The sequence below is a fragment of the Nonomuraea helvata genome, assembly GCF_039535785.1.
GTDB classification, from domain to species: domain Bacteria; phylum Actinomycetota; class Actinomycetes; order Streptosporangiales; family Streptosporangiaceae; genus Nonomuraea; species Nonomuraea helvata.
Map to the genome: position 1 here is coordinate 230004 of NZ_BAAAXV010000001.1, position 16422 is coordinate 246425.

General features: G+C 70.4%; 14 protein-coding genes. 3 read left to right on the forward strand and 11 right to left on the reverse strand.

What is annotated here, in order from left to right; all coding sequences use genetic code 11:
* Positions 1-127: 127 nt before the first annotated feature.
* Positions 128-2065: an alpha-glucuronidase gene (locus ABD830_RS01025; protein ID WP_344984303.1), complete on the forward strand. Its 1938-nt coding sequence runs from the start codon at positions 128-130 to the stop codon at positions 2063-2065.
* Between the two features lie 9 nt (positions 2066-2074).
* Here the strand turns inward: ABD830_RS01025 and ABD830_RS01030 are convergent, their stop codons facing one another.
* The 7 genes from ABD830_RS01030 to ABD830_RS01060 all read right to left on the reverse strand — a co-directional run bounded on the left by ABD830_RS01030 (position 2075) and on the right by ABD830_RS01060 (position 11239).
* A complete protein-coding gene (locus tag ABD830_RS01030) occupies positions 2075-3361 on the reverse strand; it encodes a sialidase family protein (protein WP_344984305.1) in 1287 nt (428 codons plus the stop codon).
* A 64-nt stretch (positions 3362-3425) separates the two neighbouring features.
* Complete coding sequence (locus tag ABD830_RS01035; protein WP_344984306.1) at positions 3426-4301, reverse strand: YesL family protein; 876 nt, start codon at positions 4299-4301, stop codon at positions 3426-3428.
* A 140-nt stretch (positions 4302-4441) separates the two neighbouring features.
* Entirely contained in the window at positions 4442-6079 is a 1638-nt protein-coding gene (locus ABD830_RS01040; RefSeq protein WP_344984307.1) for an ABC transporter substrate-binding protein, read from the reverse strand.
* 27 nt (positions 6080-6106) lie between these two features.
* Entirely contained in the window at positions 6107-6982 is an 876-nt protein-coding gene (locus ABD830_RS01045; RefSeq protein WP_344984308.1) for a carbohydrate ABC transporter permease, read from the reverse strand.
* Positions 6979-7959: an ABC transporter permease gene (locus tag ABD830_RS01050; protein WP_344984309.1), complete on the reverse strand. Its 981-nt coding sequence runs from the start codon at positions 7957-7959 to the stop codon at positions 6979-6981. The genes ABD830_RS01045 and ABD830_RS01050 overlap by 4 nt, the downstream gene beginning before the upstream one ends.
* Positions 7959-10274, reverse strand: coding sequence for a beta-xylosidase/alpha-l-arabinosidase (locus ABD830_RS01055; RefSeq protein ID WP_344984310.1), 2316 nt, complete (start codon positions 10272-10274; stop codon positions 7959-7961). Before ABD830_RS01055 ends, ABD830_RS01050 begins: the two co-directional genes overlap by 1 nt.
* Positions 10275-10486: 212 nt before the next feature.
* Positions 10487-11239, reverse strand: coding sequence for a Stf0 family sulfotransferase (locus ABD830_RS01060; RefSeq protein ID WP_344984311.1), 753 nt, complete (start codon positions 11237-11239; stop codon positions 10487-10489).
* A 135-nt stretch (positions 11240-11374) separates the two neighbouring features.
* Here ABD830_RS01060 and ABD830_RS01065 point away from each other — a divergent pair, with 135 nt between their 5' ends.
* Positions 11375-11938 (forward strand): hypothetical protein, encoded by a 564-nt coding sequence (locus ABD830_RS01065; RefSeq protein ID WP_344984312.1) that lies wholly within the window; start codon positions 11375-11377, stop codon positions 11936-11938.
* On the forward strand, positions 11938-12393 hold the full coding sequence (locus ABD830_RS01070) for a hypothetical protein (RefSeq protein ID WP_344984313.1): 456 nt from the start codon (positions 11938-11940) through the stop codon (positions 12391-12393). Before ABD830_RS01065 ends, ABD830_RS01070 begins: the two co-directional genes overlap by 1 nt.
* 10 nt (positions 12394-12403) lie before the next feature.
* Here the strand turns inward: ABD830_RS01070 and ABD830_RS01075 are convergent, their stop codons facing one another.
* From ABD830_RS01075 to ABD830_RS01090, 4 genes are all read right to left on the reverse strand, one after another.
* Positions 12404-12664 (reverse strand): hypothetical protein, encoded by a 261-nt coding sequence (locus ABD830_RS01075; protein WP_344984314.1) that lies wholly within the window; start codon positions 12662-12664, stop codon positions 12404-12406.
* Between the two features lie 207 nt (positions 12665-12871).
* Complete coding sequence (locus tag ABD830_RS01080; protein WP_344984315.1) at positions 12872-14482, reverse strand: acyl-CoA carboxylase subunit beta; 1611 nt, start codon at positions 14480-14482, stop codon at positions 12872-12874.
* A complete protein-coding gene (locus ABD830_RS01085; RefSeq protein ID WP_344984316.1) occupies positions 14469-15869 on the reverse strand; it encodes a cytochrome P450 in 1401 nt (466 codons plus the stop codon). The genes ABD830_RS01080 and ABD830_RS01085 overlap by 14 nt, the downstream gene beginning before the upstream one ends.
* Positions 15866-16408 (reverse strand): flavin reductase family protein, encoded by a 543-nt coding sequence (locus ABD830_RS01090; RefSeq protein ID WP_344984317.1) that lies wholly within the window; start codon positions 16406-16408, stop codon positions 15866-15868. Before ABD830_RS01090 ends, ABD830_RS01085 begins: the two co-directional genes overlap by 4 nt.
* Positions 16409-16422: the final 14 nt, after the last annotated feature.

Below are 16422 nucleotides of genomic sequence, written 5' to 3' on the forward strand. Positions count from 1 at the left end.
TGGTGCCCGGCTGCTCCGCCGCCCTGTCGGTACCGCGCGGCGCCTGACGGATGTGGGCCCCTGACCACTCGCAGAGTGGGGCTTTCGATAGATTCATCCCTCGGTGCCGCCGTACCGAAGGAGTCCCGTGAGCATTCCCGAACTGACCGACGTCCATCCGGCGTGGTTGCCGCCCGAGGCGTTCAGGGCGATCGGTTCGCGCCGCACCGTCGTGCGGGCGGACGGGCCGCTCGCCGAGACCGTGCGGCAGGAGGTCGCGCAGGCCGGCGGGAGCCTCACGGACGCGGGACCGGCCGACCTCGTGCTGACCCTGTCCGAGGCCGAGGGCGAGGACGGGTACGCGATCTCGCGGCGGGACGGCGTCACGACCGTGGCCGGCGGCGATCCCGCCGGCCTGCTCTACGGGTTCTTCCACGTCGTACGGCTGGGCGAGGCGGCGTTCGAGGGCGAGCGGCCGGTCGAGCACCACCGGCCCGCGATGCGGCGGCGCATGCTCGACCACTGGGACAACATCGACGTGCACCCGGTGATGGGCCAGGTCGAGCGGGGCTACGCGGGCGGGTCGATCTTCTGGGCGGACGGCGCCCTGCGCCCGGACCTGACCAGGGTGCGGGCCTACGCGCGGCTGCTGGCCGCGTGCGGGATCAACGCGGTCGCGATCAACAACGTGAACGTGCACGCCACCGAGGCCCACCTGCTGACCGACCGGCTCGGCGAGGTGGCCGCCATCGCGGCCGCGTTCCGCCCGTACGGGATCCGGGTGCACCTGTCCGTCAACTTCGCCTCCCCCATCGTGCTGGGCGGCCTGTCCACCGCGGACCCGCTCGACGCGGACGTCCGCAGGTGGTGGGCGGAGACCACGGAGCAGGTCTACGCGACGATTCCAGACTTTGGCGGATATGTCGTGAAAGCTGACTCGGAGGGGCAGCCGGGCCCGTTCGCGTACGGGCGCACCCACGCCGACGGCGCCAACATGCTCGCCGACGCCCTGGCCCCCTTCGGCGGGGTCGTCCACTGGCGCGCCTTCGTCTACAACCACCGGCAGGACTGGCGCGACCGCTCGACCGACCGCGCCCGCGCGGCCTACGACCACTTCGCCCCGCTCGACGGCCGGTTCCTGGACAACGCGATCCTGCAGGTCAAGCACGGCCCCATGGACTTCCAGCCGCGTGAGCCGGTCTCCCCGGTGATCCTGCAGATGCAGGGGACCCGCCTGGCGGTGGAGCTGCAGGTGACGCAGGAGTACACCGGCCAGCAGCGGCACGTCTGCTACCTGGCCCCGATGTGGAGCGAGGTCCTCGGGTTCGAGGACGTCGCCGAGGCGGGCGACCTGGTCGCCGTCTCCAACGTGGGCGACGACCGCTACTGGACCGGCCACCCGCTCGCGCAGGCCAATCTGTACGCGTTCGGCCGCCTCGCCTGGGACCCGGCACTCGACCCGGCCGCCATCCTCGACGAGTGGACGGACCTCACCTTCGCGCGGCCCGGCGAGCCGCTGCGGCGCACCCTGCACGCCATGATGGACGGCTCGTGGCGCACGTACGAGCGCTACACCGCGCCGCTCGGCGTCGGGTTCATGGTGCGTCCAGGCCACCACTACGGCCCGGACGTGGACGGGTACGAGTACACGCCGTGGGGCACGTACCACTTCGCCGACCGCGACGGCGTGGGCGTGGACCGCACCCGCGCTACCGGCACCGGCTTCACCGGCCAGTACCCGGAGCCCTGGTCGGACATCTACGAGTCGCTCGAGCGCTGCCCCGACGAGCTGCTGCTCTTCTTCCACCACGTCCCGTACGGGCACGTGCTGCAGAGCGGCTCGACGGTCATCCAGCACATCTACGACACCCACTTCGCGGGGGCCGAGGAAGTCGCCGAGATGCGGCTGCTCTGGGAGAAGCTCGCCGGCACCGGCACCGGCACAGTGGCCGCCGATGTGCACGCCAGGGTGCGGGAGCTCCTCGACGAGCAGCTCCGCTGCGCCGAGGAGTGGCGCGACCAGATCAACGCCTACTTCTTCCGCAAGTCAGGCGTGCCCGACGCGCACGGACGGCACATCCCCTAGAAGTGACAGCTATCCCGGCGGCGGTTCCGGGCGGCCGTTGGCGATCCAGGTGGGGTGGAAGCGGCGGAAGATGATGCTCATGTTCTTGTCACTGCCCGAGCTGTTCTGCTCGCCCCACTCGATGGCCGCGCCGACCTGATTGTCGGCGGTCTGCAGCATGCTGGAGTAGCCCCCTTCGACCCCGTTCACGTTCGGCCTGCCGTCCCGTCCCTTCGGCTGGGGCGCGGGAAAGTCTCCGAGCAGGCGGGTGTACGGCCAGCCGACGCCGTCGTCGTAGCTCATCCAGACGCGCATGGGAGTCCGGCTCCGGGAGACGCCGCCCGGGTGGGGGCCGAGGAACAGGATCCGGTTCGGCGACCCGGCGAAGCGCAGCGTCGAGGCCTGGCAGTCGGGATCGGGCAGGACACGGCCGCCCGGCTCGAGGTGATCGGCGTAGCCGGCGAAGCCGCCGTCGAGGGTGCCGGTGGCGACCAGCCGCTTGAGCAGCGGCGGATCGCCGGCGTTGGCGAACCTGGCACGATCGTTGCGATAGAGGTCGCCTCTGAACCGCTGCAGGATCGTGGCCTCGTCGGTCTTGGTGACGTCGGTGTTCGTCAGCTCCTGGTAGTGCCAGTCGGTATCACCTGGCCGCTTGTAGATGTTGCGCCATTTGGCCGGGATGACCAGGGTTCCGTCGGTCATCCTGATGCCGGCGCCGGGGCCGATCGAGTCGTTGAACCATTTCCTGTTCAACGGATCGCTCGGGTCCTTGTGCGGTTTGAGCGTGTCGGTCTTCTCGGTGAGGGTCCAGCCGCCCGTGGGCAGGCCGTTGACGTCGGTGGCTGACGAGGCCAGCCACACCTCGCGGTCGTCCCAGCTGTCGAAGTCGCCGACGCTCCTCCAACCGGCCGCCATCCGGTTGAAGAACAGGTAGACGGTCTGCCCGTCGAAGACCGCGGTGGGGTTGCCGACGGCGTCCGGCCACCCGGTGGCCACTGCCTTGATCCCGGACCAGGTGCCGGGTTTGCCGGAGTCCCTGGAGGTCTTGTAGATGAGGTCGATGTTGCCGTAGTCGTCGTTGTCGCCGACCCGGCCTTCGGCGAAGGCGATGACCGTGTTCCCCTTGGTACGGATCACGGCCGGCGCGCGGAAGGAGTGGTAGTCGACCCGGTAGGCGCCGTTGACGTAGGCCTCGTTGCCTCCGTCGAAGAGCACTTCCGCGGAGGGCGTGGACGCCGCATCGGCCGGAGCCGCTACGAGGAGGCTCGCGGCGACGAGTGCGACGGCCGCGAGCGATCGGACACGTAAAGGTCTCACCGTCCGAAAAGTACAACTATCTGGTGATCTTGGGAAATCCAGAACAGAGGAGACCAGCAACCGGCTAGGCGGTGAAGCGCTCCCGTACCTCGGCGATCATCGGGCGGCTGTTCCACAGCAGCGCCGCCGCGAACGCCGAGGCCAGCAGCGCCGGCACCAGCTCGGTGACGACCACCGTGAGCCCGCCCGCCACGACCAGCAGGGACGCGTTGCCGAAGGTCGCCTTCGGGTGGCGCATGAGGAAGTACGAGGCCAGCCGCGCCACGTCCACCGCCCGGAACTCGAACAGCGACGTGATCACCAGGGCGTTGGCCACCCACAGCAGCGCCGCCACCGCGATGAGCAGCAGCAGCGCCGCCCACCAGCCGGGAACGCCGGCCACGGCGAAGTTCGCCAGGTTCGTCCCGACGACGGCCAGCCCCGCCAGCCAGGGCACCCAGACCTTCAGCGCCCCGCGCACATTGGCCTTGTAGCCGCGCCAGTACGCCGCCGCCGGGTGGAGGTCGGTCATGTCCCTGCTGCGGTGGCGCAACGCGTAGAGGGCGGCGGACAGCGCGGGGCCGAGCGGCAGCGCGCAGGCGGCCACCAGCGGCACGTTGCTCGTGTCGCCGCCGAGCAGGGTGAGCGCGAGCAGGCCGGGCGCGCTCGCGAGCAGGAACATGCCCTCGACCACCAGCAGGTTGTAGATCAGCGTGGCGGCGCGTGAGAGCGGTCCCTCGCCGAACCGACGCTCGGTCTCAGTGGTCACCTCGCTCATCGGGTCTCCTCTCAGGCCGAGCAGGCGCGCGTCGTCCCACCACGGCGGCGTCTCGTCCACCACTGGTGTGAGCTCGACCAGCGTAACCTCGTGGCGGCCGAGCCTGAGATCCAGCTCCACGTACCCGCCGGTGACCGGCAGGCTGCGTCGGCTCCGGACCGGTTCCGCCGCCTCGCGCGGCACGTCGAGCTTCCGGGCCTTCGGCGACCGGGCGACCCATCAGAGTCTCGGGGAACCGTCGCCTTTGGGCGACCGGGGAATCGAGAACGGGAGGGCCGCCAAGGCCCGAGCGGCCGCCCCGAGGCCTCCGGGGGGAACCCGCATCAGCCGTGGTCCTTCTTGAACCGCTCGTAGGCGGTGTTGACGAGGTTGATGTAGGAGGTCATGTTCTTGCCCTCCAGCTCCTTGACGTAGGCGTCCCACTCGCTGAGGTCGCGCTCGCCGAGGACGAACTTGAGCGTCTGCTGGGTGACGTAGTCCTTCAGCGGCGTCTCCCAGAGCGTGGCCTGCTCGCGCTCCTCGTCGTTGAACGGGTGCGGCGGCTCGATCGGGTACGGCTTGCGCGCGTTCATCACGTTCTGGAACGCCACCTCCTCCTCGGAGAAGGTGGAGTTGAGCAGCTTGGTGGTGCCGCCGTAGGCGAAGACGCCGTTGGAGAAGCCGAAGTCCTTCTGCAGGTGCTTGGGCGCCCCGGGGTTGAGGCCGACGAAGTCGACGTCCTTGGCCAGCTTGTAGTTGCCCGAGGCGTCCTTGGTGTACGTCGTGCCCTCGACGCCCCACTTGGCGAACTCCTCGCCCGCGTCGGAGTACCAGAGCCAGTCGATGAACTGCATCATGGCGACGAAGTTCTTGTTCTCCAGCGCCTTCTTGGAGATCATGATGCCGTTCTCGAGCCGGGTGCCGATCTTGTAGTCGCCGACCGGTCCCATGGGCACCGGGATCTTGGCGACCTTGGCGCCGGGGACGAGCTTGGTCAGCGTCGGCCGGTAGTCGTTGACGATCGTCTGCGCGTTCGCGCCGATCACGAAGGACTTGCCGGAGTTGAACTTCTGCTTGGCCTGCTCGTCCTGCTGGGTGAAGCTCTCCGGGTCGAGCAGCTTCTCCTTCACCAGCTTGTTCAGGTACTCCAGCATCTGCTTGTACTGCGGCATGGCGCCGGTGTAGACGAACTTGCCGCTCGCGGTGTCGAAGGTCGCGTGCTGGTACTCCCAGCCGCCCTTGGTGCCATAGGCCTGCGCGACGAGCTTGAAGAGGTTGCCGCCGGGCGTGGGGACGCCCCACCGGTCGGTCATCGGGTAGAGGTCCGGGTACTCCTTCTTCAGCGCCTTGAGCACGGTGTACAGCTCGTCCCAGGTCTTCGGGACCTCCAGCTTGTGCTTCTCCAGGATGTCGGTCCGCATCGCCAGCGAGTAGTCGACCCAGACCTCCTCGTGGAGACCCGGCAGCAGGTAGATGCGGCCGTCGGCCTGGCGCAGCGTGTCCAGCTCCGGCTCCATCTTCCACTTGGCGACCTTGTCCTTGAAGTTCGGCATCAGGTCGAAGTAGTCGCTGACCGGCAGGACGGCGCCGGAGGAGACGAACGCCTCCTCGGCCGGGTGGTAGGTCTTCGGGATGATGAGCGGGGCCTGGCCGGAGCCCACCAGCAGGCCGCGCTTCTTGTCGTAGTCGCTGAGCGGCACCTCCACCGGCTTGAGCGTCACGTTGGTCCGCTTGGTCAGCTCCTGCCAGAACAGCCAGTCGCTCTTGTCCGGGTAGAACGGGTGGTTGTTGTAGAGCGTGTCGAACGAGACCGGCTCGGTGGCCTTGAACTGCTGGTTGACGCCGTAGTTGGCCATCGCGCCCGCCTTGTTCGCCGACACGTCGGCGGCCTTCTTCGGGGCCTCGTCATCGGCGCAGCCGGCGACGGCGAAGGTGAGCGCACCCAGCCCGATGAGTGCCTGGCGCCGGGAGATGTGCTGCATGGGGGGTTCCTTTCGAACGGACACTGGTTATCCCTTGACCGCGCCGAGCATGACGCCCGAGACGAAGTACCTCTGCACGAAGGGGTAGACCGCCAGGATGGGAAGGACGGTGAGCATGATCGTCACCGACTGGATGTTGGACGCGGCCTGCGACACCTCCGAGAGCGAGGCGCCGGCGGACTCCGCTCCGGTGGCCCCTGCGATGAGGTTGCGCAGGTAGATGGTCACCGGGAACAACTCCGTCTTGCTCAGGTAGAGGAACGCGGTGAACCACGAATTCCAGAACGAGACGGCGTAGAACAGCACCATCGTGGCGATGACCGCCTTCGACAGCGGCAGCACGACCCGCCACAGGACGCCGTAGGTGTTGAGGCCGTCGATGGCGGCGGCCTCCTCCAGCTCGTGCGGCAGCCCCTCGAAGAACGCCTTCATGACCAGGAGGTTGAAGACGCTGATGGCGTTGGGCAGGACGATGGCCCAGATGGAGTTCGTCAGCCCGAGGCTGTTGACCAGCACGTACTGGGGGATCAGGCCGCCGGAGAAGATCATGGTGAAGACGGCGACCCAGATGAGGAGCGTGCGGCCCTTGAGGTGTGGCTTGGACAGCACGTACGCGTAACACGTCGTCAGCACCATGGCGATGGCCGTGGCGACGACGGTGTAGAGCACGGTGTTGCCGTAGTTCGTCCAGAACATCGGGTCCGACACCACGATCTTGTACGTCGTGAGGTTGAACCCGCGCGGTATGAGGTTGACCTGCCCGGAGACGATGTAGCGCTCTTCACTGAACGAGCGGGCGAGGATGTTGATGAAGGGGTACAGCGTCACGATCACGACGCCGGTCAGGATGACGGCGTTGACCCCTTGGAAGACGCGGTAGCCACGGCTCTTGTCGATCGTCACCACAGGCTCGTCCCAACTGCGCGACGGGACATCAGGTTGGCCGACAGGATCAGCACCACGCCGATCAGCGCCTCGAACAGGCCGATCGCGGCGGCGTAGCTCATGCTGCTGGACTCCACGCCCATGCGGTACAGGTAGGTGGAGATGACGTCGGCGGTGGGATAGGTCAGCGGGTTGTACAGCAGCAGGACCTTCTCGAAGCCCGTGGCCATGAACGTGCCGATGTTGAGGATCAGCAGCGTGATCGCCGTGGGCCGGATGCCCGGCAGGGTGACGTGCCAGACCTGCCGCCATCGGCCGGCGCCGTCCATCCGGGCCGCCTCGTAGAGCTGCTCGTCGATGGTCGTCAGCGCGGCCAGGTAGAGGATGGTGCCCCAGCCGACGGTCTGCCAGACCTCCGACGAGACGAAGATCGTGCGGAACCACTCCGGCTTCTGGATGAACGGGGTGGCCTCCCCGCCGAACGCCTTCACGATCTGGTTGATCGGCCCGTCGACGGCCAGCATCTGCATGACCATGGCGGCCACGATGACCATCGACAGGAAGTGCGGCAGGTAGGACACCGACTGCAGGAACCGCTTGACGCGCCGGCTGCGTACCTCGTTGAGCAGCAGCGCCAGCGCGATCGGCAGCGGGAAGCAGAACAGCAGGGTCAGCGCGCCGAGGACGAGCGTGTTGGTGAAGACGCTCCAGAACGACGGGTCGTTGAGGAACATCTTCACGTACCGCAGGCCCACCCAGGACTCGCCGAAGATGCTGCCGCCGGGCTCGAACTTCCGGAAGGCGATCACGTTGCCGATCATCGGGGCGTACCGGAAGATCGCGAAGAAGAGCAGCGGCAGGATCGCCAGCGAGTACAGCTGCCAGTCGCGGCGGATCGCGTGCCGCCACGTGCCCGGTTTCGCCTGCCTGCGCCGGCTGGGCGCCGGCCGTGCGGAACGCGCGTTCTGCGGAGGGTTGTCCAGCGTCGTGCTCATCACGCTCCCTCGCGGGTGATGCCGGCCGTGGCCAGCAGGTGCCTGTCGTGACCGACCTCGCGTTCGGCGCCGGTCAGGCGCAGCGGCACGACCGCTTCCGCCTGTCCGCTGGAGCGCCCGAGGCGCAGCTCGACGTCGCCGGGCTCGACGATGCGCCGGCCGCGTACCCCGGTGAACGAGGCGGCGTCGGCGGGGACCGTGAACGACACGCGCGCGGCCTGACCGGCCTCCAGCGGGACGCGGGCGTAGCCGACCAGCCGCACCACCGGCCTGGTCGTCTGCGCGACCGGGTCGTGCAGGTACAGCTGCACGACCTCCGCGCCGGAGCGCGACCCGGTGTTGCGGACCGTGACTCCCACGGTGACCTCGCCGTCCACCGGCCAGTCGGCCGCGCCGGTGTCGAGGGGCTCCCACTCGAAGGTGGTGTAGCTCAGCCCGTGCCCGAACGGGAACGCGGGCGTCGTGTCCACCGACGACACCTCGGTCCGGCGTCCGAGCGGCGGCGACAGGTACGTCGCGGGCAGGCCGCCGGCGTCGCGCGGCACGCTGACCGGCAGGCGCCCGGACGGGTTCACCGCGCCGGTGAGCACCTCCGCCAGCGCCTGGCCGCCGCGCTGTCCCGGGAAGAAGCCGAGGACGACGGCCGCGGCCGCGTCGAACTCCGGACCGAGCGCGTACGGCCGCCCGGCCAGCAGCACCAGGACCACCGGGGTGCCGGTCGCGAGCACAGCCCTGACCAGCTCGGACTGCACGCCCGGCAGGCGCAGGTCGGTGGCGTCGCACCCCTCGCCGGAGGTGCCGCGCCCGAACAGCCCCGCCCGGTCGCCGACGGCGAGCACGCACACGTCGCTCCGCTCCGCAGCGGCGACGGCGGCCGCGATGCCGGAGGTGTCGTCGCCGGTGATGCCGCAGCCCGGCTCGTACGTCAGATCGGGGACCAGCGCGCCGAGCGCCTCGCGCAGCGACGGGATGTCGAGCCCGAGCCCGAGCTCGGGATGGGGGCCCACGTGCGCGGGGAAGGCGTAGCAGCCGAGCATCGCCATGGGGTCGTCGGCCACCGGGCCCACGAGAGCCACCCGCCGCCCCGGGCCGAGCGGCAGGATGTCGCCGGTGTTGCGCAGCAGGACGACGGACTCGCGCGCCAGGCGCAGGGCGAGCTCCCGGCTCTCCTCGTCGTCGAGGCGCACGTCCTCGGGCTCGCCGGGCAGCGGCCGCCAGTCCTCGTCGAGCAGGCCGAGCTCGGCCTTCTGCGTCAGCACCCGGCGCAGGGCGCGGTCGATGAGCGCCGCGTCGACCTGTCCCGCCTTGACCGCCTCGATCAAGGGCGCGCCGAAGGTGTCGACCGTGGGTAGCTCGACGTCGACCCCGGCCCGCAGGGCCAGGCCGGCCGCCTGCGCCGCGTCCGCCGCGACGCCGTGCAGCTTCTGCAGGAACCGGATCCCGAAGTAGTCGGCGACGACCGTGCCCGCGAATCCCCACTCGTCCCGCAGCAGCCCGGTCAGCAGGGCCTCGTCGGCCGCCGCGGGCAGGCCGTCGATCTCGGCGTACGAGTGCATCACCGACCGTGGGCCGCCCAGGCGCAGGGCCATCTCGAACGGCGGCAGGATCACGTCGGCCAGCTCCCTGCGTCCCATGTGCGTGGGCGCGAGGTTGCGGCCGCCCCGCGAGGCGGAGTAGCCGGCGAAGTGCTTCAGCGTGGCGACGATCCCGGCGCCCTCGAGCCCGCGTACGTAGGCCGCTCCGACCGTGCCGACCAGGTAGGGGTCCTCGCCGATCGTCTCCTCGGTGCGGCCCCAGCGGTAGTCGCGGGTCACGTCGAGGACCGGCGCCAGTCCCTGGTGGATCCCGGCGGCCCGCATGGACCGGCCGATCCGCCCGGCCACCTCCTCGACCAGGTCGGGGTCGAAGGACGCGCCCCAGCTCAGCGGCGCCGGGTACACGGTCGCGCGCCAGGCGGCGAAGCCGGTCAGGCACTCCTCGTGGACCTGGGCCGGGATCCCGAACCTGCTCGCCGCCATGATCTGCGCCTGCGACGCGGCCAGCGAGCGGGCGCCCGCGACCGGATCGACCGGCGCGGTCCCGAACGGACGGGTCAGCTGGCCGAGCCCGTGCGCGATGACGTCGCTCCACTCCACGCCCGTCATGTCGGCCTGGTGCGGGGCGACGCCTCCCCCTGAGGCATCCGCGCCGACCCAGACGCCGACGAGCTGGGCGATCTTCTCTTCCAGCGTCATGAGCGGGATGAGCGCCTCGGCCCGCTCCGCGGGAGACAGTTGGGTGTCCCGCCACTTGTCGATTGGTACCTGGCCCCTCATGCCACCCTTTCGGCTGTTAGCCGGCATGACACCGAAACTTTCAAATAATTCCCGTTAATATTGCGGCAACTTAGGGGTCAGAGTTTCGGCGTGTCAAGGGGGTGGCAAAGTGCCAGATTCACGCAGGTCACCGAGAGCCCAAGGTGAGGTCCGACGCCAAATTTCCAGAAAGTTTCAGCACTCGGCTGAGATATAGCCGTCATGTCAAGAGCTCAGGCCGATTCCCGGCGGTAGCGCTCGATCCAGGCGGCGTTGAGGTCGTCGGCCTGGCGGTGGTGCCGGGGCTCGACCGTGTGCCCTTCGGGCAGGTCGAGCCCGAGGAAGCCGAGGATCCCGCGCGTGACGCCCGCCAGGTCGGCGTCGAGGTCCTCGTACCGCACCGTGTACGGCCGCACGCCCTGCGACGCGAACCACTCCTCCCAGGCCGCGTTGTGCTCGCCGATCTGCTCGATCAGGGCCCGGATGCCGTCCGCGTCGTAGCCGGGCTCCCGCCCGCTCCTCTCGGCGTCGTCGGTCTCGCCGTCGACGCCGACGTACCAGGCGCCGGTCTGCTCGGCGCGCAGCCACGACACCGCCTGCGCCAGGACGTCGTCGCGCCGCAGGTACACGAACCTCGTACGGCCGAAGGCGCGCTCCAGCAGCGGCAGGTCCCGGCCCGCGAGATCGGGGTGGACCACGCCGAGCCTGGCGACCACGTGGTCCAGCGTGCCCCACATGAGCTTCGCGCCGAACACGCCGTTCCCCGTCCGCCCCGCCGCGAGCGCCGCCCGCACGAAGTCGTCGTAACCGGCGGTGCCAGGAAGCCCCCATCGCCCGGCCCACAGTGACTCGTCCGGCTCGCGGAAGTACGCCTGAGGACGACCGGCGACCCTGGTCGATTCCAGCAGGCCGAGCAGGAGCGAGCTGCCGGTGCGAGGGGTGGCGCAGACGAAGTACGCGTCGATCGGCGTGGTCACACCGACCACGTAACGGGATCATGTGGCCGTCCGCAACCCCATGGCGCGGACCCCCGTAACCGGCACCGCACTATCCAAGATGCGACACACCACCTTTGAATGGACATTGGTGTGAAGATCCCCGCCGAGAATTGAGGTTCCCGCATGGCTGTCAACGCCGCGCTCACGCAGCGCGCGGACGGATGGACGCGAAGGCTCAACACCCGGCACCACAAGGCCGCGCTCGGGGTGTTCCTCGTCATCGTCATCGGCCACTGGGCGGAGCACATCGCGCAGGCCGTCCAGGTCTACGTCCTGGGCTGGCCGCTGAAGGAGGCGCGCGGCGTGCTCGGCCTGCCCTTCCCCTGGCTCGTCACCTCCGAGTGGATGCACTACGGCTACGCGCTGCTCATGCTGATCGGCCTGATCCTGCTGAGAGACGGCTTCACCGGCAGGGCACGCCTGTGGTGGAACATCTCGCTGGGCATCCAGATCTGGCACCACCTGGAGCATCTGCTCCTGCTCGGCCAGGCGCTCACCGGCACCAACCTGCTCGGCCGGCCGGTGCCGACCAGCATCCTCCAGCTCTTCCTGCCCCGCATGGAGCTGCACCTGTTCTACAACGCGCTGGTCTTCGCACCCATGGTGGTGGCGATGATCCTGCACCGGCGTCCGAACCGGGCCGAGGCCGGCCGGATGCGGTGCACCTGCGCCGTCGCCCTGAGCTGATGCGGGCCACCAGCAGGCGCTCGCCCGCCTTCACCGTGGCGCTGACCCTCTTCGCGTGCCTGCTCGCCTACCTGGCGACGCCGAACCTCGGCACCGTGGTGCGGGCCGCGCGAGCCGACGGGACGCCGGGCGTGTTCGTCCCGCGGGAGCTGTTCTGCATCCAGCATCCGGGGCACGAGTCGTGCGTCTGGACCGGCGACTTCCGCTCCGACGACGGCGCCGTCTCCAGGTCCGGCGTCGAGATGTACGGCAGCGACCGCACCACGCACCGGGCCGGCCAACCGGCGCGCGCCGTGGACGTGGGGGCCGCCAACCGGGTCTACGGGCCGGGCGGCTCCAACGAATGGATCGTCACCGCGCTGCTGCTGGCCTCGGCGGCGGCCATCCTCCTGTTCCTGTACGTCGGGCCGCGGCGCGGCACTCGTCGCCCACGGGTGGCTGCGGACCGGGAGTGACGCGGGGAGGTCACGAGTCGTCCTGCGGCCGGCAGCCCACCAGCTCCCACCGGTCGATCTCGGGGTTGGCCAGGATCTCCCGCACCCGGTCGCGAACCTGCGCGCTGGTCATCGGCTCGTCGGGACGCACGCGGATGACGATGTCCCCCGACGCCTGCGCCAGGTCCTTGTGCCAGCCGCTGGGCAGCAGCGCCATGATGCGGATCCCGTCCACCGGCGAGCCCGGCAGCGGCAGCCCGCGTACCTGGCGCATCGTCAGCTGGATCAGCACGGTAGTCGCCCTCCTCCCCGGCCGGCGCCCGCCCGCCCTGCTCGCGGGCGGGTCCCCGGCACTGATCGTGCTTCCCACTGTGCGGCCGGCGGAGGGCGCGATCCAGGCAGGGCGGCGGCAGGAAGCTGCACGCGGGCAACCGCATGCTGTCAACCGGGACACGCGAAAGCCCCGCCGGAGCGCATGCGTCCGGCGGGGCGGGCGTTCTCAGAGCGGGACGTTCCCGTGCTTGCGCGGTGCCGGGTGCTTGCGTTTGTCGCGGAGCATGGCCAGCCCGCGGGCGAGCGCCGCCCTGGTCTCCGCCGGGTCGATCACGTCGTCCACGAGCCCGCGCTCGGCGGTGTAGGTGGGGTGGATGAGCTCCTGCCGGTACTGCTCGAGTAGCTCGGCGCGCTCGGCGGCGGGATCGGCCGCCGCGGCCAGCCGCCTGCGGTGGATGACGTTCACCGCGCCTTCCGCGCCCATCACGGCGATCTCGTTGGTGGGCCAGGCCAGCGCCAGGTCGGTGCCGATGGAACGCGAATCCATGACGATGTAGGCCCCGCCGTACGCCTTCCTGATGACGACCGAGATGCGCGGCACGGTCGCCTCGCAGTACGCGTACAGCAGCTTCGCGCCGTGCCGGATCACCCCGGCGTGCTCCTGGTCCTTGCCCGGCAGGAACCCGGGCACGTCGACCAGCGTCACCAGGGGGATCGAGAAGGCATCACAGAACCTGACGAACCGCGCCGCCTTCTGGGCGGCCGACGCGTCGAGCACCCCGGCGAGCACCATGGGCTGGTTGGCCACCACACCGACCACTTCGCCGTCGATCCTGGCCAGCGCGCAGATCACGTTGCGCGCCCAGCCATGGTGCACTTCGAGGTAGTCGCCGTCGTCCACGATCTCCGCCATCACCAGGCGCATGTCGTACAGCTTGTGGGGCTCGGCGGGCACGATCTCGGCCAGGCGCGGCCGCAGGTCGGCGGTCGCGCCCTGCGGCGGCAGCGCGGGCGGGCGGCCGAGGTTGTTGCTCGGCAGCATGGACAGCAGGTCACGGACCGCGAGCAGGCAGCTCTCCTCGTCGTCGTGGACGAACGTGGCCAGCCCCGACTTGCCGCCGTGCACCTGCGCGCCGCCGAGCTCGGCGTGGGTCACCCGCTCGCCGGTCACCGCCTCCACCACGTCGGGCCCCGTCAGGTAGAGCTGCGAGGTGTCGCCGGCCATGAAGGTGAAGTCGGCCAGCGCCGTCGAGTAGGCCGCGCCCCCGGCGCAGGGGCCGAGCACGACGCTGATCTGCGGGATGACGCCGGACGCCTGGACGAAGCGCTGGAAGATGCCGCCGTAGCCGTTCAGCGACATCACGCCCTCCTGGATCCGGGCGCCGCCGCTGTCGTTCAGCCCGATGAACGGCGAGCCGGTGGACAGCGCCAGCTCCATCACCTTCTGGATCTTCAAGGCGTGCGCCTCGCCGAGCGAGCCGCCGAAGACGGTGAAGTCCTGCGCGTAGACGAAGACCCGGCGGCCCTCGACCGTGCCGGACCCGGCGACGACCCCGTCGGTGTGCGGGCGCTGCCGGTCCATGCCCAGCCCCTGCGCGCGGTGCCGGCGCAGCATCTCCAGCTCGACGAACGAGCCCTCGTCGAGGAGGACGTCCAGCCGTTCCCGCGCGGTGAGCTTGCCCAGCGCGTGCTGCCGTTCCACACCCTGGGGCCGGCCTTCGGCGATGTCCCGGCGCAGCCGGCTCAGGTCCTCGCGGAGGCGGGCCATGGAGGGAGGCAGTGCCCGCACGGCCTCTTCCAGGGCCTCCGGGGTGATGTCCAGCTCAAAGATGCTCATCGTCTCGTCCCTCCAGCACGCTGACGGTCATCGGCAGCCCACCGCGTACGCGCAGCGACAGCATCGCCTCGGGAACGGCCCGGCGACCGGGCAGGCCGGTCAGCCGCAGCTCGCGGGAGACCATGGCCAGCACGAAGACGGCCTCCATCATCCCCAGGTGGCTGCCGACGCAGAAGCGCGGCCCGGCGCCGAACGGAATGTAGGCGTATCTGGCGCGGTCGGCGCGCGCGTCGGGGGCGAACCGCTCGGGCCGGAACCGGTCCGCCTCGGGCCAGTGGGCCGGGTGCCGGTGGAGCGTGTACGGGCTGATCAGGACGTCCGCGCCCGCGGGCACCCGGTAACCGCCCACCTCGTCGCTCTCCACCGCCACCCGGGTCAGCGCCCACACCGGCGGGTAGAGGCGCATGACCTCCTCCAGCACCATCGTGGTGTAGGTGAGCCGGTGCAGGTCCTCGTACGCGGGCGGCCGGTCACCCAGCACCGAGACGGCCTCGGCGTGCAGGCGCTCGCGCACGTCGGGATGCCGGTCGAGGAGGTGGAAGGCCCATGACAGGGTGCTCGCCGTGGTCTCGTGCCCGGCCAGCAGGATCGTGACCAGTTCGGCGCGCAGGCGCTCGCGCGCGGCCCGCGGATCGGCGTCCTGGCCGGTGCCGGCGATCAGGAGGGACAGCAGGTCGGTGCCGTCGGTCGGGTGGGCGGCCCGCTCGGCCATCAGCGCGTCGACGATGCGGTGCAGCTCCCTGCGGGCGCGGCGGAAGCGGAGGTGCAGCGGCAGCGGGAGCCAGAGCGGGACCGCCCCCAGCGTGACCATCTCGAACATCGCCTGGTCCTGGACGCCCTCGAAGGTGTGCGCGATCGAAGCGTGCGCCCCCAGGTCGGCCTCGAGCAGCGTCCTGCCGAGGACGCCGAGGGTGAGCGCGGTCATCTCGCCGGCCACGTCCACCGGTCCCGCGCCCGCGTGCGCGCGGAGCCTGGCCACCAGCCGCCCGGCCTCGTCCGCGACGATCGCGTCCTGCCGGGCGAGCCGCTTGTTCTGGAACAGCGGCTGGATCGCCCTGCGCTGGCGCCGCCACACCTCGCCGTGGCCGGTCAGCAGCCCGTCGCCGAGCACGCGCCTGGCCTCGGCCAGGCCGATGCCCTTGCGGTAGTTGGCGTGGTTGTCGGCCAGCACGTGCTTGGCGTGGTCGGGGTGGTTGAACAGGTAGATGCTCTTGGGGCCGATGGTCAGCCGTACGGCGTCGCCGTACCGTGCCGCGGCCCCGGACAGCAGCGCCAGCCGGTCGGTCACCAGCCGGCGGAACAGGCCGGGTCCCGCCCACAGCGGTGGGCCTGGCGGTGCGGCCGCCCCGCCCGTCCGCGTGGCGGGCGGGGTCTGGACCGCGCTCATGCCGTGACCCCCTCGGGCGAGTGGGCGATCTCCGCGAACCTGCCCCGGTAGACCAGCAGCCCGTCGCTGCCGGTCCGCTGCCGCATCGACAGCACCTTGCCGAGGAAGATCGTGTGGTCGCCGCCGTCGTAGGCGCGCCACAGATCGCATTCGAAGCCCACCGCGGCGTCCGCGATCAGCGGCACCCTGGTGACCTTCCCCAGCTCCACGTCGACCTGCGCGAACTGGGCCGCGCCCAGCGCGCGGTAGCGGTCGGCGAAGTGCCGGGCCGCCGCCTCCTGGTGCCCGGCGAGCACGGAGACGCCGAAGAAGGAGCTCTCGCCGAGGCACCGGTGCATCATCGCGGACTTGGCGACGCAGACCAGCAGCAGCGGCGGGCTGAGTGAGACCGAGGTGAAGGAGTTGGCCGTCATGGCGTGGGGGACGGCACCGCCGGTGGTCACCACGGTGACACCCGTGGCGAAGGCGCCGAACGCGGTACGCAGCGCCTTGGGGTCGGTGGCCTGGTCGAGTGTCGGGGTTGATGCGGAGATGTGCACGCTTGCCTCCTGGA